The sequence below is a fragment of the Streptomyces sp. NPDC091281 genome, assembly GCF_044757425.1.
GTDB lineage: Bacteria > Actinomycetota > Actinomycetes > Streptomycetales > Streptomycetaceae > Streptomyces.
Window position 1 is genome coordinate 243,581 of sequence record NZ_JBIVUY010000011.1, and the last position, 22,109, is coordinate 265,689.

The following is a 22,109-nucleotide window of genomic DNA, read 5'->3' on the forward strand; positions in this document are numbered from 1 at the left end:
ATGACCGCTCCCGTCCGGATCGGCGTCCTGGGCTGCGCCGACATCGCGCGCCGCCGGATGCTGCCCGCCTTCGCGGCGTCCGGGGACACCGTGCTCGCCGCGGTCGCCAGCCGCGACGAGGACCGGGCGGCGCGGACCGCCCTGCCGTACGGCTGCCGCGCGGTGGCCGGGTACGCCGAGCTGGTGTCGCTGCCGGGCGTGGACGCCGTGTACGTGCCGCTGCCGGTGGCGCTGCACGCCGAGTGGGTGGAGGCGGCGCTGCGCGCGGGCAAGCACGTGCTCGCCGAGAAGCCCCTCACCACCGACCCCGACCGCACCCGGCAGCTCTTCGCGCTGGCCCGCGCGCGGGGGCTGGTGCTGCGGGAGAACGTGATGTTCGTGCACCATCCGCAGCACGCGGCGGTGCGGCGGCTGGTGGCCGACGGCGCCGTCGGCGAACTGCGGTCCTTCCACGCGGCGTTCACGGTGCCGCGGCGGCCCGAGGGCGACGTACGGCTCGATCCGGGGCTGGGCGGCGGCGCGTTGTGGGACGTCGGGGTGTACCCGGTGCGGGCCGCCGCGCACTTCCTGGGCGGCGGGCTGCGGGTGGCCGGCGCGGTGCTGACGCGGGACCGGCACGGGCGGGAGGTCGACACCGCGGGCGGGGCGCTGCTGCGCACGCCGGAGGGGGTCACCGCCCACCTCGACTTCGGGCTCGACCACGCCTACCGCTCGACGTACGAACTGCGGGGCAGCGAGGGCGTGCTGACCGTGGACCACGCCTTCACCCCGCCGCCGGACCGGGCTCCGGTGCTGCGGCTGGTCCAGGGACCGGAGAGCCGCGAGGTGCGACTCCCCGCGGAGAACCAAGTGGCACTGACGGTAAGGGCGTTCGCCCAGGCGGTGCGCGCGGCGGAGGCGGGCGAGCCGTTCGCCGGAGCCACTGTCCACGGAGCCGCCGCCGCTGCCTCCGCCGTCTCCGCCGACTGGTCGGAGGAGGCCTCCCTCCTCCAGGCCGACCTGCTCGCCGACGTGCTGCGCGGCGCGGACGGCGCCCTCGCGCGGGCGTCCGCGCCCTCATCCGGAACGGAGTACTCATGAGGATCCTCGTCACGGGCGGGGCGGGCTTCATCGGCTCGGCCTACGTCCGCGCCCTGCTCGACGGCGCCCATCCGGGCACGGCGGACGTCCGGGTCACGGTGCTCGACAGCCTGACCTACGCGGGCAACCGGGCCAACCTCCCGGCCGCGCACCCCCGGCTGGAGTTCGTCGAGGGCGACATCTGTGACCTGCCGCTGCTGCTGGACCTCCTGCCCGGCCACGACGCGGTGGCGCACTTCGCGGCGGAGTCCCACGTGGACCGCTCGCTGGCGTCGGCCGCGGAGTTCGTCCGGACCAACGTGGCCGGCACCCAGGCCCTGCTCGACGCCTGCCGGGCCGCGGGCGTGCCGCGGATGCTGCACGTGTCGACGGACGAGGTGTACGGCTCGATCGCGGAGGGCTCCTGGACCGAGGAGAGCCCGCTGCTGCCCAACTCGCCCTACGCGGCGTCGAAGGCGGCCTCCGACCTGATGGCGCGGGCCGCCTGGCGCACCCACGGCCTGCATGTGTCGGTGACCCGCTGCTCCAACAACTACGGCCCGTACCAGCACCCGGAGAAGGTCATCCCGCTGTTCGTGACCAACCTCCTGGAGGGCAGGCCGGTGCCGCTGTACGGCGACGGCCGCAACGTCCGCGAGTGGCTGCACGTGGACGACCACGTCCGCGCGCTGCACACCGTGCTGACGCGGGGCCGCGCCGGTGAGGTCTACAACATCGGCGGCGGCAGCGACCTGACCAACCTGGCCCTGACCGAACGGCTGCTGGACCTGTGCGGCGCCGACACCTCGATGGTCACCCGGGTCGCCGACCGCAAGGGCCACGACCTGCGTTACGCGCTCGACGCGGGGAAGATCCGCGACGAGCTGGGCTTCGAGCCGCGGATCGGGCTGACCGAGGGTCTGGCCGCCACGGTCGCCTGGTACGGCGACCACCCGGACTGGTGGAAGGCGGCCAAGGACCGGACGAGGCCCGCCTCATGAACATCCCGTCGGAAGCGGGCCCGCTCGGCGCCCGCACGGCCGCGGCGGGCACGGTGGTGGGCCGGGGGTTCCTCGCCCAGCGCCTCGCCCCGGTCGCCGAGCGCCACACTGACACGGTGATCCTGGCCGCCGGGGTCTCCCTGGCGAGCACCACCGCCCCCGAGGCGTTCGCCCGTGAGGCGGCCCTCCTCGACGACACGATCGAGGCCTGCCGCAGGAGCGGACGGCGGCTGCTGTTCTTCTCCACGGCGTCCACCGGCATGTACGGCGGTGTGGCCGGGGTCGGCCGGGAGGACATCCCGGTCACGCCGGTCACGCCGTACGCGGCGCACAAGCTGGCGCTGGAGGAGCGGCTGCGGGCGTCCGGCGCCGACCATCTGGTGCTGCGGCTCAGCCATGTCGTGGGGCCGGGACAGCCCGCGCACCAGCTGCTGCCGACGCTGGTGCGGCAGATGCGCGAGGGCGTCGTCCAGGTGCATCTGCGGGCGAGCAGGGACCTGATCGGCGTGGACGACATGGTCACCGCCGTGGACCGGCTGCTCGGGCTGGACGGGCTGAACGGCGCGGTCGTCAACGTGGCGTCCGGGGCGGCCGTGTCGGTCGCCGCGGTCGTCGACCACCTGGAGCGGCTGCTCGGGCTGGTCTGCCGCCGCGAGTTCCACGACACCGGGTCGGGCTGCACGGTCTCCGTCGACCGGCTGCGCGCGCTGGTCCCCGAGACCGCCGCGTTCGGCTTCGGGCCCCTCTACTACCGGCGGGTGCTGGACGCGTACGCCGCGTCGGTGACGGCGACCACCGAGACCGGCCCGGACCACCCGGCGCCCGCGCCCACCGCCCGGACCACACAGTCGGCACAGACCACACACCCGGCACAGACCACCCAGCCGGCGCAGACCGCACACGCGACACAGGCCGCGCGGGAAGCCCAGGCGGCCGAGCCCGCTCCGGCAGCCGCCGCGCCGTCCCGATCGGAGAGGTGAGCATCCCATGACCCGGCCCGCCGCGAGCCCCGTGCTCGTACCCCCGCGTCCGAGGGGGAACGCCGAACTGCCCGGCCGGCTCGCCCTGTCGGCCGCCGTCACCGAGGGCGCCCATCTGCGCACCGAGGACTTCCCCGGCTGGCTCGCCGGACGCGACCGGGCGCACCGCTTCGAGGTGGAGCGCATCCCGTTCTCGGGGCTGGACGCCTGGTCGTTCGATCCGGAGACCGGCGACCTCGGGCACCGCACGGGCCGGTTCTTCACCGTCCGGGGGCTGCGCGCCCGGGTCGGCGGCGACTCCGGCACCGCGTGGGAGCAGCCGGTGATCGAGCAGCCCGAGGTGGGCATCCTCGGCATCCTCGCCAAGGAGTTCGGCGGGGTCCTGCACTTCCTGATGCAGGCCAAGATGGAGCCGGGCAACCGCAACCTGCTCCAGCTCTCCCCCACCGTGCAGGCGACCCGCAGCAACTACACGCGGGTCCACCAGGGTGCTCCCGTACGGTACTTGGAACACTTTGTGAAGCCGCGGCGGGTGGTGGCGGACACCCTCCAGTCCGAGCACGGCTCCTGGTTCTACCGCAAGGCCAACCGCAATCTCATCGTCGAGACCGACGCCGAGGTGGAGGCGCACGACGACTTCGTGTGGCTGACGCTCGGTCAGATCCATGCGCTGCTGCGGCGGGACAACGTGGTCAACATGGACGCGCGGACGGTGCTGTCCTGCCTGCCGTTCCCGGACGCGGCGCCGGGAGCGCTGCACCCGGACACCGAGGTGCTGTCCTGGATCACCGGCGAACGGGCGCGGCAGGACGTGACGACCGCGCTGGTCCCGCTGGGCGGCGTACGGGACTGGGTCCGTGAGGCGGACCGCATCCGGCACGCGCGGGAGCGGTACTTCGACGTGGTGGCGGTCGCGGTGCGGGCGGGCAGCCGCGAGGTCACGTCGTGGACGCAGCCCCTGTTCGAGCCGCGCGGCCTCGGGGTCACCGCGTTCCTGACGCGGCGGATCGGCGGAGTGCCGCACTACCTGGTCGAGGCACGGGTCGAGGGCGGGTTCCTGGACACCGTCGAACTCGGCCCGACCGTGCAGTGCGTGCCGGGCAACTTCGCCCATCTGCCCGTCGACAAGCGCCCGTTGTTCCTGGAGACGGTGCTGTCGGCGAAGCCGGAACGCATCCGCTACGAGGCCGTGCACGCGGAGGAGGGCGGCCGCTTCCTCAACGCCGAGAGCCGCTACCTGGTGGTGGAGGCCACCGAGGACGAGGCGCCCACGGACGCGCCGGAGGGCTACCGCTGGCTGACCGCGGGCCAGCTCACCTGGCTGGTCCGGCACGCCCATTACATCAACGTCCAGGCACGCACGCTGCTGGCCTGCCTGTACGCCATGGACACCTGAGAGGAACCGTCATGCTGAGCGGCACGCTCACCCTGGACGCCGTGGAGATCTTCCTGCCGGAACGCGAGACCACCGTGGAGGAACGGGCCGAGGCCTTCGGCCTCAACGCGGCGCAGACCCATCTCTTCCGCAGCATCCACGGCCTCGACACCCTGCGCTACGACCCCGACCTCAGCCTGTACGACCTGGTGCTGCCGCCCGCCCGGAAGATCCTCGCGGACATCGACCCGGGCACGGTGAAGTACGTCGTGTACCCGCACGCGGTGCCGCACGCCGGGCCGTCCACGGTGGACCCGGTGCAGGAGATGCTCGGGATGCTGGGCCTGGAGCACGCGACGGCGTTCGCGCTGACCCAGCAGAACTGCGCGGGCACGGTGTCGGCGGTCGACGTCGCCGGACGGCTGCTCCAGGCCGACGGCGACCCGGACGCGAGGGCGCTGATCCTCACCGGGGAGAAGATCTTCACCCGCGACCTCCAGATCATCTTCAACTCCTGCGTCATCGGGGAGGCGGCGGGCGCCTGCCTGCTGTCGTGGAACGGTCCCGGCGACCCGGTCCGCTCGTTCGCGGTGCGCACGTTCGGTGAGTACGCGGCGGGCGTGCAGATGACGGGCGAGCAGCACCGGGTCGCGGGCGCCGACCGGCCGCGCGTGATGGGCGAGCTGATCGAGGAGGCGGTGCGGGAGGCGGGCATCACCTTCGACGACGTCGACGTCATCATCCCCACGCACCCCAACCGCACGTTCTGGGGGCAGATCGCCGAGGACCTCAAGTGGCCGTCGGGGAAGCTGTTCCTGGACAACCTGCCCCGCTACAGCCACTGCCTGACGGCCGACCTGATGGTCAACTACGTGACGCTGCGGGAGGAGGGCCGCCTGGTGCCCGGCCGCCACTACCTGTTCCTGGCCACCGGCATCGGCTCGACCTTCACCGCCATGGTCTTCACCGCCGCGGCCCGGGACGGCGGGGCCGGACGCTCCCGCACGGCCGTCCCGGCGGGCACGACAACGGAAACGGAGGGCCGGTAACCGTGGCTCTGCGACTTCAGGCCGGCGCCGTGGTGACACCGCCCGCCGAGACCTACGAACCCGACGAGACCGTCCTGCGGTACAACCGCGACCTGGTCGAACTCTTCGGCGGCAAGCTGGACGAGGACCTGCTGCGGTCCGGTCCCCAGGCCAGCCACACCCGGATGGCCGAGCTGCTCGTGGAGCGGCTGCCGGCGGACGCCGTACCGCCCGATCTGGTGGTGCTGGCGGCGGCGCTGCCCGACGTGAACCCGGTCCGCGCGGTCTCCGCCTACCTCGGGCTGCTCACCGGCGGGCAGGCCGACCAGTGCTTCTCGGTCACCGAGCAGGGCCTCGGGGCCGCGTACACCGGGCTGCGCATCGGCGCCGCGCACGAACGGACCGGCCGGTCGGCCGCGTTCGCGCTGGCGGTGCTGGAGCAGACGACGCTGCCCGCGCACGACCCGGTCGTGCACGACGGCGAGCCGGTGCGGGACGCGGGCGTGCTGCTGCTGTTCGCGCACGGGGAGGGCTTCGGCGAGGTCGTCTCCGTCGAACGCCTCGCCGACGCGGGCGGGTTGGCGGCCCGGCTCGCCGAACTCACCGACGGCGCGCCGCGCCCGCTGGTGGTCACCGGTCCCTGGACCGACCCGGAGGCGGTGCCCGCGGGGGCGGCCGTGCACCGGGTGCCGCCGGGCGGCTACTGCACCAGCGTCTGGCGGGCCCTGGCCGAGGAGCAGGCGGCGTGGGGCGAGGCGTACGACACCGTCGTGCTGTGCGACACCGATCCCCGGTCGGGCACCGCGCACCTCGCCGTCCTGGGGCGGACCCGGTGAGCGCGCCCGCGGAGACCCGCGACGGCGCCACGGCCCCGGAGCCGGGCGGCCCGGCCGCGCCCCAGGGGCCGGAGGAGCCCGCCACCCTGCACAACCGGATCGCCGAACTCGCCGAGCTGCGGCGGACGGTGGTGGACGGGCCGGGTGAGCGGGCCACGGCCGCGCAGCACGCCAAGGGCAAGCTGACCGTGCGGGAGCGCATCGACCTGCTGCTGGACCCGGGCTCGTTCACCGAGGTGGAGGGGTTCCGGCGGCACCGGGCGACCGGGTTCGGGCTGGAGGCGAAGAAGCCGTACACCGACGGTGTCGTCACCGGCTGGGGCACGGTCGAGGGCCGGACGGTCTTCGTGTACGCGCACGACTTCCGGATCTTCGGCGGCGCGCTGGGCGAGGCCCACGCCGCGAAGATCCACAAGATCATGGACATGGCCATCGCCGCGGGCGCGCCGCTGGTCTCCCTCAACGACGGCGCGGGCGCCCGTATCCAGGAGGGCGTCTCCGCCCTCGCCGGGTACGGCGGCATCTTCCAGCGCAACACCCGCGCCTCCGGCGTCATCCCGCAGATCAGCGTGATGCTCGGCCCGTGCGCGGGCGGCGCCGCCTACAGCCCCGCCCTCACCGACTTCGTGTTCATGGTCCGTGAGACCTCGCAGATGTTCATCACCGGCCCCGACGTCGTCAAGGCCGTCACCGGCGAGGAGATCACCCAGAACGGCCTCGGCGGCGCCGACGTGCACAGTTCGGTGTCGGGTGTCGCGCACTTCGCGCACGCCGACGAGCCGTCCTGCCTGGAGGACGTGCGCTATCTGCTGTCGCTGCTGCCGCAGAACAACCGGGAGCACCCGCCCGCCACCGAGAGCACGGACCCGGTGGACCGGCGCTGCGACACCCTCGCCGACCTGGTGCCGCTGGACGGGGGCACGCCGTACGACATGCGGCGGGTCATCGAGGAGATCGTCGACGACGGCGAGTTCTTCGAGGTGCACGAGCGCTGGGCGGGCAACATCATCTGCGCGCTGACCCGGATGGGCGGGCAGGTGGTCGGCATCGTCGCCAACCAGCCCCAGTCGATGGCCGGGGTGCTCGACATCGACACCTCCGAGAAGGCCGCCCGCTTCGTGCAGATGTGCGACGCGTTCAACATCCCGATCGTGACCCTGCTCGACGTGCCGGGCTTCCTGCCCGGCGTGGACCAGGAGCACAACGGCATCATCCGGCGCGGCGCCAAACTGCTGTACGCCTACTGCAACGCGACCGTGCCCCGGATCTCCCTGATCCTGCGCAAGGCGTACGGCGGCGCCTACATCGTGATGGACTCGCGGTCCATCGGCGCGGACCTCACCTTCGCCTGGCCCAGCAACGAGATCGCGGTGATGGGCGCGGAGGGCGCCGCCAACGTCATCTTCCGCCGGCAGATCGCGGCCGCCGACGACCCCGACGCCACGCGGGCGGAGATGGTGAAGGCGTACAAGTCCGAGCTGATGCACCCCTACTACGCGGCCGAGCGCGGTCTCGTGGACGACGTCATCGACCCGGCCGCCACCCGCGAGACGCTGATCCGGTCGCTGGCGATGCTCACCGACAAACACGCCGAGCTGCCCTCCCGCAAGCACGGCAATCCGCCCCAATAGACGGGCCCTTCCCGGCCCGTCCCGGCCCGCAGGGGGAACGGCCGATTCCGGGCGCACCGTGAACGGCCGATTCCGGGCACGCGGTGACCGGCCGGTTCCCGGCGCCGGATTTCGCGGAATCTTAGAAAAAGGCGCCTTGCCCGGCGGCGGCCGAACCGGAAAGCTGGACAAGGGTTTCCCGGAGACTTCCCCCCGCACGCACCACCATTCCCCTCATTGGTATTTCACATTCCGCACAGGAGGCACCGTGTCCGTCATCGACGAGGCGACCCGCAAGCAGGTCAAGAACATCGTCTGCGACATCCTGGAGGTCGAGCCCGAGGACGTCACCGAGACCAGCCTGCTGGCCGAGGAGCACGACGCCGACTCGCTGCGCTCCATCGAGATCCTGGCCGCTCTGGAGGTCGCCCTCCAGGTCTCCATCGAGCAGTCCCAGATGAAGCGCATGGTCAACCTGGAGGGCATCTACGAGGTGCTCGCCGAGGCCAGGGCGAAGAAGACGGCGACCGCGTAACACATCCGGGAATCCGGGAAACCGGGCAACCGCCGGGCAGAAATCCGCGAAACGAAACACAGGGACCGGAATCCATCCATGAGGGGTATCCATGAATTCAGCCCTTTCCCGAGCTGACCGCAGGCCACCGTCCCAGCGCGTCGTCATCACCGGGCTCGGGGTCTTCTCCAGCATCGGCACGGGTGTCGCTGAGTTCACCGAGGGCCTGCGCACCGGACGCAGTCACGTCGCTCCGATCACGGCGTTCGACACCACCGGATTCGAGTACGCCAACGGCTGCGAGGTGACCTCGTTCGAGCCGGAGAAGTGGATTCACCGCAACCGGGTGGACGACCTCGGGCGGGCCACCCAGTTCTCGGTGGCCGCCGCCCGGATGGCGGTCGAGGACGCCGGGCTCACCGAGGACGACCTGCGCGCCCGGCGCGGCCAGATCTCCATCGGCACCACCGACGGCGAGTCCCGCGACGCCGACACCCTGGTCAAGCAGCGCGTCCAGGGCGACCCGGACGCCGTGGACCGGACCCTCGCGGGGCGCCTCGGGGTGAACGGCCTCTCGGCCGCGGTGGCACGGGAGTTCGCCCTCACGGACGTCGAGGCGCTCACCCTGGGCACCGCCTGCTCGGCCGGCAACTACTCGGTCGGCAACGGCTTCGACGCGATCCGCGTCGGGGACGCCGACTTCGCGCTGTGCGGCGGGGCGGACGCGATCTGCCTCAAGAACTTCGTCTCGTTCTACCGGCTCGGCACCGTCGCCCCCGACGTGTGCCGCCCCTTCGACAAGGACCGCCGCGGCCTCCTCAACGGCGAGGGCGCTGGGGTGGTGATGCTGGAGAGCCTGGAGTCGGCGCTCGCCCGCGACGCCCGCATCTACGCGGAGGTCCTCGGCTACGGCCTGAGCTGCGACGCCTACCACCCGGCCGTCCCCGACCAGTCCAGCGTCGCCCGCTGCATGGCCGCCGCCCTGGAGAACGCGGGCGTCGCCCCGCACGAGGTCGACCTGATCTCGGCGCACGGCACCGGCACCAAGGCCAACGACACCACCGAGTCCCGCGCGATCCGCGAGGTCTACGACAACCTCCCGCCGCGCACCATCTCGCTGAAGTCGATGCTGGGCCACGCCATGGGCGCGGCGAGCGCGCTGGCCACCATCGCCTGCTCGCTGGCGATCACCGAGGGCTTCGTCCCGCCGACGATCAACCACGTCGAGACCGACCCCGAGTGCGAGATCGACTGCGTGCCCAACGAGTCGGTCCCGGCGGACCTGCGGATCGTCCAGAACAACGGCCTGGCCTTCGGCGGCAACAACTCCGTGGTCGTCCTCGGCCGTTACGACAAGGAGGAGCGGTGAGCGCCATGCCGTATCCCGTGATCAGCACCTGGTCGGCGACCTCGCCGTTCGGCGTCGGCCGGGCCGCGTTCACCGACGGGATCGCCGAACAGCGCGCGACGCGCGGGGCGTTGGACCCGGTGGAGTGGCAGGTGCCCGCGACGCACGGCTGTGTGGTGCCGGACTTCGACGTGCGCGAGGCGCTGGGCCGCAAGGGCACCCGGATGATGAACCGGGTGACCGGGCTGACCATCGCCACGGTCGGCCACATCCTCGACGAGGTCGACCACCCGGAGGGCGGCGCCGAGGACCTGGCGCTGGTGCTGGGCACCACGGCGGGCAGCATGCAGAGTTCGATGGAGATCACGCACAGCTCCCTCACCGGCGCCCAGCCCTACCACGTGGAGCCCGCGACGATCCCCTACGCGGTGATGAACGGCGCGGCCGGGCGCTGCGCGATCTGGTACGGGCTGCGCGGCCCCAACAGCACGGTGGGCGCGGGCCGTCCGACCGGTCTGGTCGGGCTGAGCTACGCCCGGCGGCTGCTGCTGGCGGGCCGGGCCCGGCAGGTGCTGTGCGGGGCGGCGGAGGAGTTCTCCCCGTTCCGCTCCTGGGTGGACCACTACGGCCGTCCCGACGACGCGGGCGACACGGTCCTCGGCGAGGGCTGCGCGATGTTCCTGCTGGACCTCGAACCGGCTCCCGGTACACGGCCGTTGGCGTCGGTGCTGTCGGTGCGGACCCGGATGTGCGCCGACGGCGACTGGGGAGCGGCGGTCGGCGCCTGCGTGGACGGCGTGCTCTCGGCGGTCGAGGAGAAGCCGGACCAGGTGTGGGCGGTGTCCGCCTCCGGCGCGGCCGGGGCGGCGGGCAGCGCCGAACGGGCGCGGCTGACCGAGGTGTTCGGCGCCGAGACGCTGGTGCCGCCGGTGGCGGACCTCATCGGGGAGACCCATTCGGCGGCCTCGGCCTTCCAGTTGGCCGCCGTGCTCGGCCTCGCCGAGCGCGACCCGGCGTCGGCGGGGCGGACCGCGGTGATCACCTCGGTCGATCCGAGCGGCATGGCCGCCGCCGCGCTGCTGCGCGTCGCCGGGCCCTGACCCCGGCGGCGCGCGCCCACCGGGCCGCGCGCCGGACCCGCGGACGCGGTGCCGCGGCCGGCCGGTCGTGACCGGCCGGCCGTCGCTGCCCGCTTCTGCCCGAGGTCGTGTCCGCCGTCCCCCAGGGGACGGCCCGTCGCGGACACGACCCGCCCCGGGCCCGCCGGTGCGGCGGCGGGCCCGGGGCGCCGCCCTGCCCGAGGCGGCCCTCCCCGCCCCCGTGGCGGGGCCCGGCCCGCACCCACCACGTGCACGAACCCACGGCGAGAATCCAGGAGACAAGCATGCACAGCACCGAGCAGGCCCGGCCCGTCGCCCTGGTGACGGGCGGGACCCGCGGCATCGGCCGGGCCGTCGTCCTGCGGCTGGTCCGGGACGGCTACGACGTGGCGTTCTGCCACCGGGCCGGTGCCGACACGGCCCGCACGCTGGAGAAGGAGGCGTCGGAGCTGGGCGGCCGGGCGGTCGGCACCCGCGCCGACGTCGTCGACCTCCCCGCCGTCCAGGAATGGGTGGCGGCCACCGAGGAGGAACTCGGCCCGCTGCGGGTGGTGGTGACGTCAGCCGGGATCGTCCGCGACCGGCCGCTGGCCACCATGGAGGACGCCGACTGGCACGACGTGGTGGACGTCAACCTCACCGGCACCTACAACGTGTGCCGGGCCGCCGTCTTCCCCATGATGAAGCGCCGGGCCGGGGCCGTGGTCAACGTGTCCTCGGTGTCCGGGGTCCTCGGCAACGCCACGCAGACCAACTACGCCGCCACCAAGGCCGGGATCATCGGTTTCAGCCGGTCCCTGGCCAAGGAGGTGGGCCGCTTCGGCATCCGGGTCAACGCGATCGCGCCCGGTTTCATCGAGACCGAGATGCTGGCGGGCATGCCGGAGAAGGCCCGCCGCGACGTCCTGGCCCAGGTCACCCTGGGCCGCTTCGGCACCGTGGAGGAGGTCGCCGACGGCGTCTCCTACCTGGTGGGCGCCTCGTACGTCACGGGGTCGGTGCTCCGCGTGGACGGCGGCGTCGTGGGCTGACCCGCGTCCGTGACCGCGGGGCGGACCGGGGGCCGCCCACCCGCCCGCGGTCACGGCACGGAGCGTACGGTGCGCGTCACGCTGTACGGGAGGAGATGTCCGGGCGGTGGTGGGGGCGGGCGCCGATCGGGATGACCAGCGGGAAGCGGACGTGGGCTTCCAGGCCGCGTCCGCCGGGGCCGGGCTCCAGGGTGAGTTCGCCGCCGTGCGAGGCGACCAGCATGTGGGCGATGGACAGACCGAGCCCCCACCCCTCGCTCTCCCCCGTGCGGGGCCGCCCGGACCCGTCGCCCGACCAGCCGCGCTGCACCGCCAACTCCCGCTCCCCCGGCGTCATTCCGGGGCCCTCGTCGGTGACCCGGATGTGCACCTGACCGTCACCGAGCGCGGTACGGACGGTGACTCTGGTGCGCGGCGGGGACACCTTGACAGCGTTGTCCAGCAGAATGTCCAGCACTTGCTCCAGGGTGCCGCTTCGTGTCACGACCGTGGCCCGGCCGCCCTGGTGGAGCGAGCTGAGGACGAGGCCGCGGTCGGCGGCGCCGTCGGCCCAGGCCGCGACCCTCTCCCGCACGACGGTGGTGGCGTCGACCTCGACGGGCGGGTTGTCGGCGGCCGTGAACGCCTCGCGCAGCTCGGACACGGTGGCCCGTAACCGGTCCAGGTCGGCGGCGATCATGCGGTGCACCTCGCGGCTCTGCGGCGGGAGGTGCGGGGCCAGCCGCTCCAGCCGGATGCCGAGCAGATGGAGGGTGGTGCGCTGCTGGTGGGCGATGTCGGCCAGCAGCATCCGGTACCGCTCGTCGACCGCCTGGGCGGTGGCCGCTATCCGGTTGACGGACTCGACGAGTTCACGGGTCTGCGCCGGGCCGGTGTGCTCGGCGAGCAGTTCGACCGGCTCGCCCCGCTCCAGTTGGCGCACCGTCCGGGTGACAGCCTGGAGGGAGGCGAGCAGCCGCAGACACGAATAGCAGAACGTGGCGCCCAGGAGCGCCAGGACGAGGCCCGCCGCGGCAGCGAGCAGGGGCAGGTGCATCGGGATGTGCCTCTCCATGCGGTGTGGGGGCGGTACATGGCTGAGCGAGGGCGGGGAGGGGAGGAGGGCGGGAAGCACGCCGGCGCCTGCGGCGACGTGAAGAGGGACGCGGGAGACGCGCCGTCGGTTGACGTACGGCGGCGGGTAGGCCGTACGCGCCCCGCCCGGCCGTGGGGACCACGACCGGACCACGACCGGACCGCGGCGGTGCGGCACGGTACGTCCGAGGGGACGGGGGCGGGCCGGCTGTCCACCGCGCCGCGGCACCCGCCGGTGCCGGTGACGGCCTTACCGGCGTACCGGGCGGCGTCGACCGTCACCGCGGGGACCGGCCGGTGACGACCATCTCCGCGGGGACCGGAGGGTCAGTGTGCGAACCGGAAACCGACTCCGCGCACGGTCTGGATCAGCTCCGGCGCGCCGAGTTTTCGGCGCAGGCTGACCATGTGGACGCCCAGGGTGCGGGTGTCGCCGACACTGGGATGACCCCAGACGTGACGCATGATCACCTCGCGGTCGAAGACCTTGCCCGGCTCGCCGGTGAGCAGGACGAGGAGGTCGAACTCCTTGCGGGTGAAGGCGATCTCGCGCCCGTCCATGAAGGTGCGGCGCTGTTTCAGGTCGATGGTGAGCGGGCCCACGGTCCGTGAACCGCCGCCCGTCCGGGCCCAGTTGCCGACGGCGCGCCGGGCCACGGCCTCGATCCGGGCGATCAGCTCGCGCAGACCGCACGGTTTGACGACGTAGTCGTCGGCGCCCATCCGCAGACCGAGCACACGGTCGAACTCGTCGTCGCGCCCGCTCACCATGATGATGGGGACGCTCGACGAAGCCCGGATGGTACGGCAGACATCGAGGCCGTTGCCGTCCGGCAGGCCGACGTCGAGCAGGATCGCGTCCATGTCCGCGTACCGCTCCAGGGCCGCCTGGCAGGTGTGGGCGGTCGCGGTTTCGAACCCGTGGTCGCTGAGCCCGCTCCTGAGGGCATCGGCGGTGTCAGCTTGGTCCTCGACGATCAGTACGCGCATGGAACCCTCCGCTGGCTACGCTCTTCATCGGGGGTGTCGTCTCATTCCAGGGCTGCGGGCCTGGTCGACGGAGCTGGTGGCTTCTCGATAACTATAGTGTACGAGGCTTGACGGCAGAAAGGGCGTTCGGACGGCCCCGACGACCCGTATCGACCCCCCGCGCACGCCCGGAGCACCTTCCACGAGCCCCGCTGCCAGAGCCCGAACAGGCCATTTCCGCACGCCAATTGGCCCACCCCATGGCTAGAAGCCTGCCAAGGCTCCCCCACCGGACCAAGGCGGCGCGCGCACAGATCTGGCCACACAGAGACCGAAAATGGTCCAGACCTCGATGCGATGGCGCCCCGCGCCCCCACGTCGTCCTCACCGGCTGCCGGGGCGGCTCCCGTTCGGGCACCGGACCCCGCGGATCCGCTCCGCCGGACCTGTTCACCACCTATCCTGTCGAAGTGGACGAGACATTCGACCTGGGCTTGATCTGCGCCACGCGCGAGGAGTTCGACCACTGCCGAGAGCTGGCGGCCTTCACCCAGATCCGGTCCGAGGGCGCCTATCTCTACACCTTCGAGCTGCCGGGCTCGGGCCGCCGGGGCGTGGCCGTTCCCCTCTTCGACATGGGCCTGGTGCCCGCCACTCAGGCCGCCACGTCCTTCCTGGGCCGCTACGACGTGTCGGTGCTCGCCCTCGTGGGGATCGCCGGAGCCCTCCACCGCGACCTCCGCCTCGGTGACGTCGTCGTCGCCTCCGCGGTCGACAGCTATCTCGCGTCGAGCAAGATCGTCGAGGGTCCGCCCTCACCGGCCGACGGGAAGGCGTCCGCCCCCGGCGGGAGTCCGGGTCCGGCATCGTGGCACATCGAACGGGCCGGACAGTCACTGCCGTTGAGCAGTGGCCTCAAGGCGTACGTCAACAACTTCCGGTACGCCGACGACGGCGTCCCGTTCGCCCGGTGGCGGGCCTCGGCGCTGACCCGGCGGAGCGGTCTGACGGGCGGTGCCGGGGACGGCGGACCGGAGCCGGGCCCGTCCTACCACCTCATGCCGGTGGCCACCGGGGACACGGTGATCACCTCGGAGTCGTTCGCCACATGGGTCCGCGACGGCAACCGGCTGCGCGGGGCGGTGGAGATGGAGGCGGGTGGCGTGGCACACGCCGTGTACGCCCTGGAATCGGGCCGGCCCACCGAATTCCTCGTCGTCCGCGGGATCTCCGACTTCGCCGACTCCCGCAAGAGCCTGCTCGACGAGGCGGCACCGCGGGGCGAGCCAGGAGCCTGGCGCAAACTGGCCACGCAGAACGCGTTCTCCCTGCTGCTCGAACTCACCGGGCACCCGTTCTTCCCATGGCGCGGCGGGCCTGCCCGGCAGGCGGCGGCCCGTCGACGCCTGGCGTCGTACCGGCACGTGGCCTCACGGGCGGCAGTCGTGGCCGAGGCCGCCGTCACTCTGGCCGACGCCGCGACGACCGTCGAACCGGACGGCAGCACGATCCTCTCCGGCCCGGTCGCGTCCCTCGACCCCTCGCAGCCGTCCCCGGCCCACGGCGACCACGGCGACCACGGCATGCCGCACCAGCACCCCCACGCCGGGGTCCACGGCGGGGTGGATCACAGCGGCGTGGACCCCGGGGGGCTGGACACGGACAGCGGCTTCGACGACATGGACGGCGGGTCCGACTGAGCGGACGAGGAGGAGAGCCGGGCGCCCGGCGGACATCCGTCGCCGACGATCGCCCGCCCGCGGCGACCGGCGGCGGGGACCGCGGACGGGGACCGCGGACGGGGACCGCGGACGGGGATTCACTCGGCCGCGAGGGCTCCCAGTTCGCGGAGCAGCTCGTCGGCCCCCCGCAGGTCCTCCTCGGCACGGGCGACCGCCGCCTCCCGCTCCTCGGCGGTGAGGGTCGAACTCTCCTCCAGCTCCCGGCGGTCGCGGGCGACGCGCGCGGCCGTCTCGGCCAGCGCGTCCTGGATCTCCCGCTTGAGCTGGGCCCGAGCGTCCTGGACCGCCTCCGTCGTCCGGGTCACCGCCGTGGTCTCGATCTCACGGCAGACCGTGGCGAGCACCTCCTTGGCCTCCTCGACCGTACGGGCGCGCTTCTTCCGCCAGTGGCTCACGCCCATGAACAGTCCGGCCCCCGCGACGAACGGCCAGAAGACCGGAACCGCCGCGCTGAACGACATCACCCCGGCGGCCTTGGCGGCGACCACCGCGGTGGCGGTGACGGTCGTGGCCGCGATGCCGCCCTGAAGGACCTTGATCAGCAGATCGGGGTCGAAGGCGCTGGTCGCGTCCAGGTCCCCCTGGTCCGCCAGCCGTTCGAAGACGGTCCTGGTCTGCTCCATACGGGCGAGGGGTTCGCCGAGCCCGTCGCGGTCGAGGAGCTGCCGCACGCGGTCGACGTCGTCCCTGGTGCGCAGCCGGGCCGTACGGGTGAGTTCCGCGAGCGCCGTCTGCGGTTCCTCCAGCAGAGCGGGCATCATCTCGCGGATCCCCTTGGCGCCGCGCTGGGCGAAAGCCTGGCGATACTCCCGGCTCAGGTCCACGGAGCGCGAGGCGCCGTCGCGGGCGAGGTCCGTGAGGAGCCGGCCGCCCGACTCGTCGAACTCCAGCCGCCAGTAGTCCCCGTTGTGCGCGACCCAGCGGTCGATGCGGGCCTCGCGTTCCTCGATGGCCTCCAGGGCGTCGGCGTCGCCCCGCAGCATCGCGATCCGCTGGGCGGCCGGACGGCGGATCTCCTGGAGCAGGTTCTCCGCGAGGTTGCGGACGTTGGCACGGTGGATGCGGTGTCCGGCGGCGACGATCTCGGTCTCCAGTACCTCCTCCAGGGCGCCCAGGTTCGACGCCTCCAGCAGGGCGCGCCGCCGGCCCGGGTCGCCCTCCGCCGCGGCGGCCAGGGCGTTGCGCGCCGACACCGAGACGGCGAAGGCCGGGTCACTGAGCCGGTCGGCCAGCGCGCGGGCGCGTTCCTCCACGGTCTCCGCCGGCTCACCGGGCGCCTCCAGAAGCGCGCGCCACTGGTCGACGTCGCCGAGCAGGTCGAGGTCGTGGCGGAGCGCGGCACCGGGATCGGACGCCTGGTCCCGGTGCGTCTGGACGATCACGCAGGCACTCACCCGCTCGACGGCCACGGCGAGGAACTCCCGTTCGCTGCGGCTGATCGGCTCCCCCGGCTTCGTCACGAAGAGCACGGCGTCGGCCTCGATCAGCGCGGAGAGGGCGGCACGCAAGTGGGCGGGCTCCAGCCCGCCCACGCCGGGCGTGTCGATGAGTTCCAGGCCCGACTCCAGCAGGGGCGCGGGCACCTCCATGTCGATGTAGGTGACGGACGAGCCGTTGCCGTGGCGGGCCCGCAGCCGTCTGCCGCCCTTGACGGTGAGGTAGTCGGGGAGGTCCTGTTCGACGTCCAGGGCCACCGACTCCAAGGTGCCGTCGGCGCGCCGGATGACGGCCGTGGCCCGTGGCTGCGGCCCGTGGCTCAGCCGTACCCACGACGAGCTGAGCGGCTGGAAGCCCTCGGGCAGCAGGGCCCTGCCGATGAGAGCGTTGACGAGGCTGGACTTGCCCCGTGACACTTCGCCCACGACCACCACGGGCAGTCGGGGCGACCGCCAGCGCCGGGCGAGGCCCTCCAGGGTGACGCACGCCGTCTCGTCGGCCATGTGCGCGCGGGCGAGGGCGACGACGTCCGTGATGACCTCGGGGAGGTCCCGGGCGGAGCGTGCCCCGTCCTGCGGATGGGCGCTGGCGGTCATGGACTCTCCCGTTCTACGACGTGCACGGTGACCCGCGCGGGCCGCACGATCCGGCCGGTGCGGTCGGCCAGTCCGGCCATGAGGTTCTCGGCGACGGTGTCCGCCAGTTCGGGGCGGTCCGTCGGTACGGTGTCGACCGCCTCGTGCCGGTCGGGGTCGAAGGGCGTGCCCGCGGGCGGGGCGATCACGGTGACGTCGGGCAGCCGGGTCAGGGCCTGTGCGAGCCCGCGCCGCAGATGCGCGCTCCGGATGCGGTCCGCGACGTCGAGCACCGCTTCGGCGACGGCGGCGTCGATGTCCGGATCACGGGTGCCGTGGGCAGCGCCGCCCGGCTCGGAGACCTCCGGAGCGGTCGGCGACAGCACGGGGACGCGCGGGTCCGGTGGCCTGGGGACGGACGACGATTCGGGCAGGGGCACCGGCCCCGGCACACCCGCCCCGGACACGGGAGGAACGCCCGGCACGGGAGGAACGCCGGGAGCCTTCACCGTGCCGCCCACCGGTTTCGGCAGCGGCACGGGCACGTCCGGAGGTGGCGGCTGCGGCCCTTCCAGACCGGTGCCCGGGGCGTCCGGCGACCGGCTCGCGGCACGCGCCGTGCGGCGTGCCCGCCACGCCTGGCGCCACGCGGTGAGCCGACGTATCCGCGCCATGGGAATCATCCGTCCCTTCCTTGGTCCCGGTTCCGGGAGTCGAGTCGGGTGAGGCAGCATTCGACGACGATCTCGGCGACCCGCCGGGCGAGCAGCCGCCGCGGCCGGCGCGCGTGCGCCGCCCAGGTCCGCGCCGTGGCGAGGAGTTCGCGGTCCTTCATCGGCAGGGCACGCAGGGCGCGCGCGGCGAGAGCCCTGTCACCGGGGGGCACGTGACGCAGCGTCAGGCCGTCCAGGGCCAGGTCGGCCGCCGACCGTTCGAGGCCCGCGCAGGCGGGCCGGGTCCGCAGCGCGGCCAGCCGTTCCCGGACCAGCCGGGCGGGTCCGGTGTCCCAGGATGCCGTGGCCCGCAGCAGCCGGGCCGTCACGCTGTCCACGGTGAGGACGTCCGCGTGGCGGGCGAGCAGCGACAGCCGCTCCTCGAGGCGGCGCAGGCCGGACAGGTCTTCCCAGAGCCGGGCCAGGCCGTCGCTGTCGGCCACCTCCCCGGCGCGGAGCGGGGGCAGGGACCGGGCGATCGCGTACGTGGTCGCGGCGACTTCCTTGAGCGGTGGCAGCGCGTCCGCCGGATGGCCCCGGGCGGCCCAGGCCCGGCCGAGCGCGTCCCACCCGTGACCGGCGACCGCCGTCAGCTCCTCGTCCGCGGCGATGGCGCGGAGGGTGCCGAGGTGGTCTCGGGTGAGCATGCCGCAGCGCGCCGTCTCGGCGAGCTGCTGGGCGACCGCCACGGAGGCGGCCCCCGGCAGCCGGGCCTGGCGCAGAAGGTTCTCCTCGACCGCGTTCCACGTGTCGGCGCCCCCGTCGACCCCGTCGGCCTTCGACGCGACGAGGACGACGTTGAGTCCTTCGGTGAGCGGGCCCGCCGTGCTCAGGGCGAACTCGGTGCAGGTCCGGGCCGCCGCCTCGCTCAGGTTGGTGCCGCACAGGTAGAGCACGGCGGTGGCGGAGGCGGAGGCGGCCCGCGCGCCGCGCAGCATGTCCTCGGTGACGAGCTGCCGGTCGGACGCCGTGTTCATGCCCGGGGTGTCGCCGAGGACGATCCGGTCCGAGAGGGGGAACAGGGGGTAGGGCACGGCGACCGCCGCGTCCGTGGCGGCGACCGTCGGCCCGACGAGGGGGTGGTGGTACCACGTGACCTGCGCGGTGGCCTCCGCCAGTTGGACCAGGGCCATCCGGGTCGCCAGCAGGGCGTTCACCAGGGTGGACTTGCCCGCTGAGACGTCCCCGACGACGGCGACCCGCAGCGGTTGGCCGCAGAGGGCGGCGAAGCGGCGCAGTTCTTCGGCGGCGGGCGTCCCGCGCAGTCCGGGCTCGGCCGCGGTCGCGGCGCACAGACCGGCCAGCTCGGCGGAGGCCGGTCCGGGCGGCTTTGGCCGACGCCTGGGCGGGCGCGGCGCCGCGCCGCCTGCCCGGCCGTCGGCTCCTGGTCCGTCCGGTGCCGTTCCCACCGATCCCGGTCCCCCCGGTGCCGTTCCCTCCGGCCAGGGCCCGGAGGGTTCCGCGGCGCCGCTGACCGCCGGGTGGCTCACGACCGTAACTCCAGGTGGTCCACCCGGCTGCCGGAACGGGTCAGGAAGCTCCCGTCGGTGTCCGGCGAGGCGAGCAGCTGGTCCGGTACGCGGCGGGGGTCCGAACCGGTGGCGTCCGCCAGGACCGCGCCGGTGTCACCGTCGACGGCGACGGTGCCCGTGGGGCGCGTGGTGTGGGTGAGGATCACAGGCCGCCCCTCGCTGCGTCCCACGCACACCGGACCGGCCCCCGGGAGTCCGATGTCCCACAGCCGTGCCCAGGCGCCGGACACGGCGGGCCGCAGGGCGCGCAGGCGGCCCGCCGACCGGATGACGACCAGGCCCTCGGCCGCGTCCACGGCGACCCGCGGCGGAGGTGCGTCGTCCCAGGCGAGGCGGGACAGCGTACGGCCGTCGCGGGGGTCGTGGAGGCGCAGGCCGTCGTCGCTCCACACGAGGGCGCGGTCGGCGGGGTCGAGGAAGGCCAGACCGCGCGCGGGTGGGCCGTCGGAGAGGGTGACCAGCGGGTGCCGGCCGGTGGTCGTGGTCACCGCCGATCCGGCGGGGGTGATCCAGCCGATGCGCCCGTGCCGCACGGCGAGCGCCACGGCGGGACAGGTCCACAGGGAGCCGTGCCACACGAGGCGGGTCGTCACGCCCGCTCGCGGACCGTCCCCCGGTCCACCGGGCGACCACAGCTCGATGTGCCCCTGTTCGGTGGCGGAGACCAGCAGGGCGGCGTCCGACGCCAGGTGGCGGTGGACGCCGTCGGGACCGCCGACGGTGACGGAGCCGCGCCTCGCCCCGCCGGGTCCGACGAGGGTGATGTCCCGGGAGGAACCGCTCTGCGCGAGCGCCCCGCCGGGCAGGGCTGTGATGTCCTCGGCCTCGGGCAGGGTTCCCCAACGGGTGCGGTGCAGGCGGTAGGGCCGCGCGGTCCGCACGGCCCCCCAGGCCGCGAGGTGGGCGGGGCGCACACCGCTGCCCACCTCGGAGAGCACCTTGAGCCCGTGGCGTGCGGCGATCTCCTCGACGGCGGCCCGGACGCGGGGCACCGCGCTGGATCCGCCGGACAGCACGAGGACCCGCTGGGCGGCGTCGGCGGGTGCGGCGGCCAGGGCGTCCTCCAGCGCGGCGAGACAGGGGCGCAGCAAGGGATCGAGGGCCTCTTCGAGGTCGTCGCGGTAGACGGGGGTGTCGGGCAGCGGCGCGTCGTCGGTCTCGTAGGCGAACCAGGTCTCCTCGTCCTCGGAGAGTTCCTCCTTCGCGGCGCGTGCGGCCTGGGCGACGCCGTAGGGGTCCTCGTCGCGCAGGGTGTCGAGGAGCGCGCGGTCGGCGGGGGCGAGACTCTCCTCGACCACCGTGAGGAGGAGTTCGTCGAAGTCGTCGCCGCCCGCGAGCCGGCCTTGGCAGTACGCGGTGTCCCAGCGGCCGTCCGGCGTACGGGCCAGCAGAGCGGTGTCGAAGGTGGCGGCGCCGAGGTCGAAGACCGCGACCGCGTCGGGGCATCCCGCTTCCCGCGCGCCGGTGACGGCGCGGGCGACCGCCTCCGGTTCGGACAGCAGGGCCACGGGGCAGGACGGAAGCGCCAGGGCCGCGGCGCGGCGCAGCACCGCCCGCTGCGGTCCGCCCCATTCGGCGGGGTGGGTGAGCAGCAGTCGGGACGGTGGTCCGGAGGCCGCCGCGAGGACGCCGCCGTAGGCGTGGGCCAGGACGGCCGCCACCGCCTCGACCAGGGGCACGGAGGTGCCCCCGCCCCCGCGGAGCACCCGGTCCACCGGCGGCACCGGGCCTGCCGCGTGCACATGGCGTTTGATCTGGGCGTAGAGGTTGAGCGGGTCCCGGCCGGCCTGGGCGAGCGCCCGGCGCCCCACCTCCAGCGCGCCACTCGGCGTGGCGTACACCGCGCTGGGGAACTCCTCCGCGCCCGCGAACCGCACCATGCGCGGCACGGCGTCGGCGTCTTCCTCGAGTACGGCGGCCTTGGTGGCCGAGGCTCCGAAGTCGATGGCGGCGATCATCCCCGCGCCGTCCGGTCGGCCGGGTGCGCCGACCGAGGGTCGGCAGGAGTGGGCCGCATGGGCGCAGGCGAAGCGTCAGAAACCACGAAAAGACCCCCGTACGATGTGATTTCACTAGATGCGCGGCGATGCTCGGATGAGGAAATGTAGCAACGACAGTCCCTCGCGTGCAGGTCCTTCGCGCAGTCTGCGACGGCAACTCCCGCGCGCCGCACGGCCGTACGTTT

Annotated in this window: 18 protein-coding genes; 12 read left to right on the forward strand and 6 right to left on the reverse strand. The window is 73.7% G+C overall.

The window, feature by feature from the left end:
• The 11 genes from ACIQPQ_RS27100 (at position 1) to fabG (ending at position 11,882) form a co-directional block, all read left to right on the forward strand.
• The gene (locus ACIQPQ_RS27100; RefSeq protein ID WP_401308465.1) at positions 1-1,080 is read left to right on the forward strand and encodes a Gfo/Idh/MocA family protein; all 1,080 of its coding nucleotides are present in this window, start codon (positions 1-3) and stop codon (positions 1,078-1,080) included.
• On the forward strand, positions 1,077-2,060 hold the full coding sequence (gene rfbB / locus ACIQPQ_RS27105; RefSeq protein WP_401308468.1) for a dTDP-glucose 4,6-dehydratase: 984 nt from the start codon (positions 1,077-1,079) through the stop codon (positions 2,058-2,060). The genes ACIQPQ_RS27100 and rfbB overlap by 4 nt, the downstream gene beginning before the upstream one ends.
• Positions 2,057-3,040: an NAD-dependent epimerase/dehydratase family protein gene (locus tag ACIQPQ_RS27110; RefSeq protein ID WP_401308471.1), complete on the forward strand. Its 984-nt coding sequence runs from the start codon at positions 2,057-2,059 to the stop codon at positions 3,038-3,040. Before rfbB ends, ACIQPQ_RS27110 begins: the two co-directional genes overlap by 4 nt.
• Positions 3,041-3,047: 7 nt before the next feature.
• The gene (locus tag ACIQPQ_RS27115) at positions 3,048-4,436 is read left to right on the forward strand and encodes an NDP-hexose 2,3-dehydratase family protein (protein ID WP_401308474.1); all 1,389 of its coding nucleotides are present in this window, start codon (positions 3,048-3,050) and stop codon (positions 4,434-4,436) included.
• 11 nt (positions 4,437-4,447) lie between these two features.
• The gene (locus ACIQPQ_RS27120) at positions 4,448-5,464 is read left to right on the forward strand and encodes a 3-oxoacyl-[acyl-carrier-protein] synthase III C-terminal domain-containing protein (RefSeq protein ID WP_401308477.1); all 1,017 of its coding nucleotides are present in this window, start codon (positions 4,448-4,450) and stop codon (positions 5,462-5,464) included.
• Between the two features lie 2 nt (positions 5,465-5,466).
• Positions 5,467-6,279, forward strand: coding sequence for a hypothetical protein (locus ACIQPQ_RS27125; protein WP_401308480.1), 813 nt, complete (start codon positions 5,467-5,469; stop codon positions 6,277-6,279).
• A gap of 86 nt (positions 6,280-6,365) precedes the next feature.
• Positions 6,366-7,910 (forward strand): acyl-CoA carboxylase subunit beta, encoded by a 1,545-nt coding sequence (locus tag ACIQPQ_RS27130; RefSeq protein WP_401308645.1) that lies wholly within the window; start codon positions 6,366-6,368, stop codon positions 7,908-7,910.
• Between the two features lie 247 nt (positions 7,911-8,157).
• Positions 8,158-8,424, forward strand: coding sequence for an acyl carrier protein (locus ACIQPQ_RS27135; protein WP_383777857.1), 267 nt, complete (start codon positions 8,158-8,160; stop codon positions 8,422-8,424).
• A 91-nt stretch (positions 8,425-8,515) separates the two neighbouring features.
• Positions 8,516-9,772 (forward strand): beta-ketoacyl synthase, encoded by a 1,257-nt coding sequence (locus ACIQPQ_RS27140; RefSeq protein WP_383777855.1) that lies wholly within the window; start codon positions 8,516-8,518, stop codon positions 9,770-9,772.
• A 5-nt stretch (positions 9,773-9,777) separates the two neighbouring features.
• Positions 9,778-10,851, forward strand: coding sequence for a beta-ketoacyl synthase N-terminal-like domain-containing protein (locus tag ACIQPQ_RS27145; RefSeq protein ID WP_383777941.1), 1,074 nt, complete (start codon positions 9,778-9,780; stop codon positions 10,849-10,851).
• A gap of 284 nt (positions 10,852-11,135) precedes the next feature.
• On the forward strand, positions 11,136-11,882 hold the full coding sequence (gene fabG, locus ACIQPQ_RS27150; RefSeq protein ID WP_401308484.1) for a 3-oxoacyl-ACP reductase FabG: 747 nt from the start codon (positions 11,136-11,138) through the stop codon (positions 11,880-11,882).
• Between the two features lie 76 nt (positions 11,883-11,958).
• Here the strand turns inward: fabG and ACIQPQ_RS27155 are convergent, their stop codons facing one another.
• Positions 11,959-12,936: a sensor histidine kinase gene (locus ACIQPQ_RS27155; RefSeq protein ID WP_401308486.1), complete on the reverse strand. Its 978-nt coding sequence runs from the start codon at positions 12,934-12,936 to the stop codon at positions 11,959-11,961.
• Positions 12,937-13,283: 347 nt separating this feature from the next.
• Positions 13,284-13,946: a response regulator transcription factor gene (locus ACIQPQ_RS27160; protein ID WP_383782524.1), complete on the reverse strand. Its 663-nt coding sequence runs from the start codon at positions 13,944-13,946 to the stop codon at positions 13,284-13,286.
• Between the two features lie 449 nt (positions 13,947-14,395).
• Here ACIQPQ_RS27160 and ACIQPQ_RS27165 point away from each other — a divergent pair, with 449 nt between their 5' ends.
• A complete protein-coding gene (locus ACIQPQ_RS27165) occupies positions 14,396-15,625 on the forward strand; it encodes a hypothetical protein (protein ID WP_401308489.1) in 1,230 nt (409 codons plus the stop codon).
• Between the two features lie 119 nt (positions 15,626-15,744).
• Here ACIQPQ_RS27165 and ACIQPQ_RS27170 read toward each other — a convergent pair whose 3' ends face one another.
• From ACIQPQ_RS27170 to ACIQPQ_RS27185, 4 genes are all read right to left on the reverse strand, one after another.
• Positions 15,745-17,700 carry a dynamin family protein gene (locus tag ACIQPQ_RS27170; RefSeq protein ID WP_401308492.1) on the reverse strand — a complete coding sequence of 652 codons (1,956 nt, stop codon included), beginning with the start codon at positions 17,698-17,700 and terminating at the stop codon, positions 15,745-15,747.
• Positions 17,697-18,119, reverse strand: coding sequence for a nucleotide exchange factor GrpE (locus ACIQPQ_RS27175; protein ID WP_401308494.1), 423 nt, complete (start codon positions 18,117-18,119; stop codon positions 17,697-17,699). The genes ACIQPQ_RS27170 and ACIQPQ_RS27175 overlap by 4 nt, the downstream gene beginning before the upstream one ends.
• A 239-nt stretch (positions 18,120-18,358) precedes the next feature.
• Entirely contained in the window at positions 18,359-19,801 is a 1,443-nt protein-coding gene (locus ACIQPQ_RS27180; RefSeq protein ID WP_401308497.1) for a GTPase, read from the reverse strand.
• A gap of 77 nt (positions 19,802-19,878) precedes the next feature.
• A complete protein-coding gene (locus ACIQPQ_RS27185; RefSeq protein ID WP_401308500.1) occupies positions 19,879-21,882 on the reverse strand; it encodes an Hsp70 family protein in 2,004 nt (667 codons plus the stop codon).
• Positions 21,883-22,109 lie beyond the last annotated feature (227 nt).

Excerpts from the sequence above, each read along its gene's own strand:
- ACIQPQ_RS27155 (WP_401308486.1), bottom strand. The coding sequence starts at position 12,936 with ATGGAGAGGCACATCCCGATGCACCTGCCCCTGCTCGCTGCCGCGGCG.
- ACIQPQ_RS27170 (WP_401308492.1), bottom strand. The coding sequence starts at position 17,700 with ATGACCGCCAGCGCCCATCCGCAGGACGGGGCACGCTCCGCCCGGGAC.
- ACIQPQ_RS27100 (WP_401308465.1), top strand. The coding sequence starts at position 1 with ATGACCGCTCCCGTCCGGATCGGCGTCCTGGGCTGCGCCGACATCGCG.
- ACIQPQ_RS27160 (WP_383782524.1), bottom strand. The coding sequence starts at position 13,946 with ATGCGCGTACTGATCGTCGAGGACCAAGCTGACACCGCCGATGCCCTC.
- rfbB (WP_401308468.1), top strand. The coding sequence starts at position 1,077 with ATGAGGATCCTCGTCACGGGCGGGGCGGGCTTCATCGGCTCGGCCTAC.
- fabG (WP_401308484.1), top strand. The coding sequence starts at position 11,136 with ATGCACAGCACCGAGCAGGCCCGGCCCGTCGCCCTGGTGACGGGCGGG.
- ACIQPQ_RS27115 (WP_401308474.1), top strand. The coding sequence starts at position 3,048 with ATGACCCGGCCCGCCGCGAGCCCCGTGCTCGTACCCCCGCGTCCGAGG.
- ACIQPQ_RS27120 (WP_401308477.1), top strand. The coding sequence starts at position 4,448 with ATGCTGAGCGGCACGCTCACCCTGGACGCCGTGGAGATCTTCCTGCCG.
- ACIQPQ_RS27145 (WP_383777941.1), top strand. The coding sequence starts at position 9,778 with ATGCCGTATCCCGTGATCAGCACCTGGTCGGCGACCTCGCCGTTCGGC.
- ACIQPQ_RS27140 (WP_383777855.1), top strand. The coding sequence starts at position 8,516 with ATGAATTCAGCCCTTTCCCGAGCTGACCGCAGGCCACCGTCCCAGCGC.
- ACIQPQ_RS27110 (WP_401308471.1), top strand. The coding sequence starts at position 2,057 with ATGAACATCCCGTCGGAAGCGGGCCCGCTCGGCGCCCGCACGGCCGCG.
- ACIQPQ_RS27185 (WP_401308500.1), bottom strand. The coding sequence starts at position 21,882 with ATGATCGCCGCCATCGACTTCGGAGCCTCGGCCACCAAGGCCGCCGTA.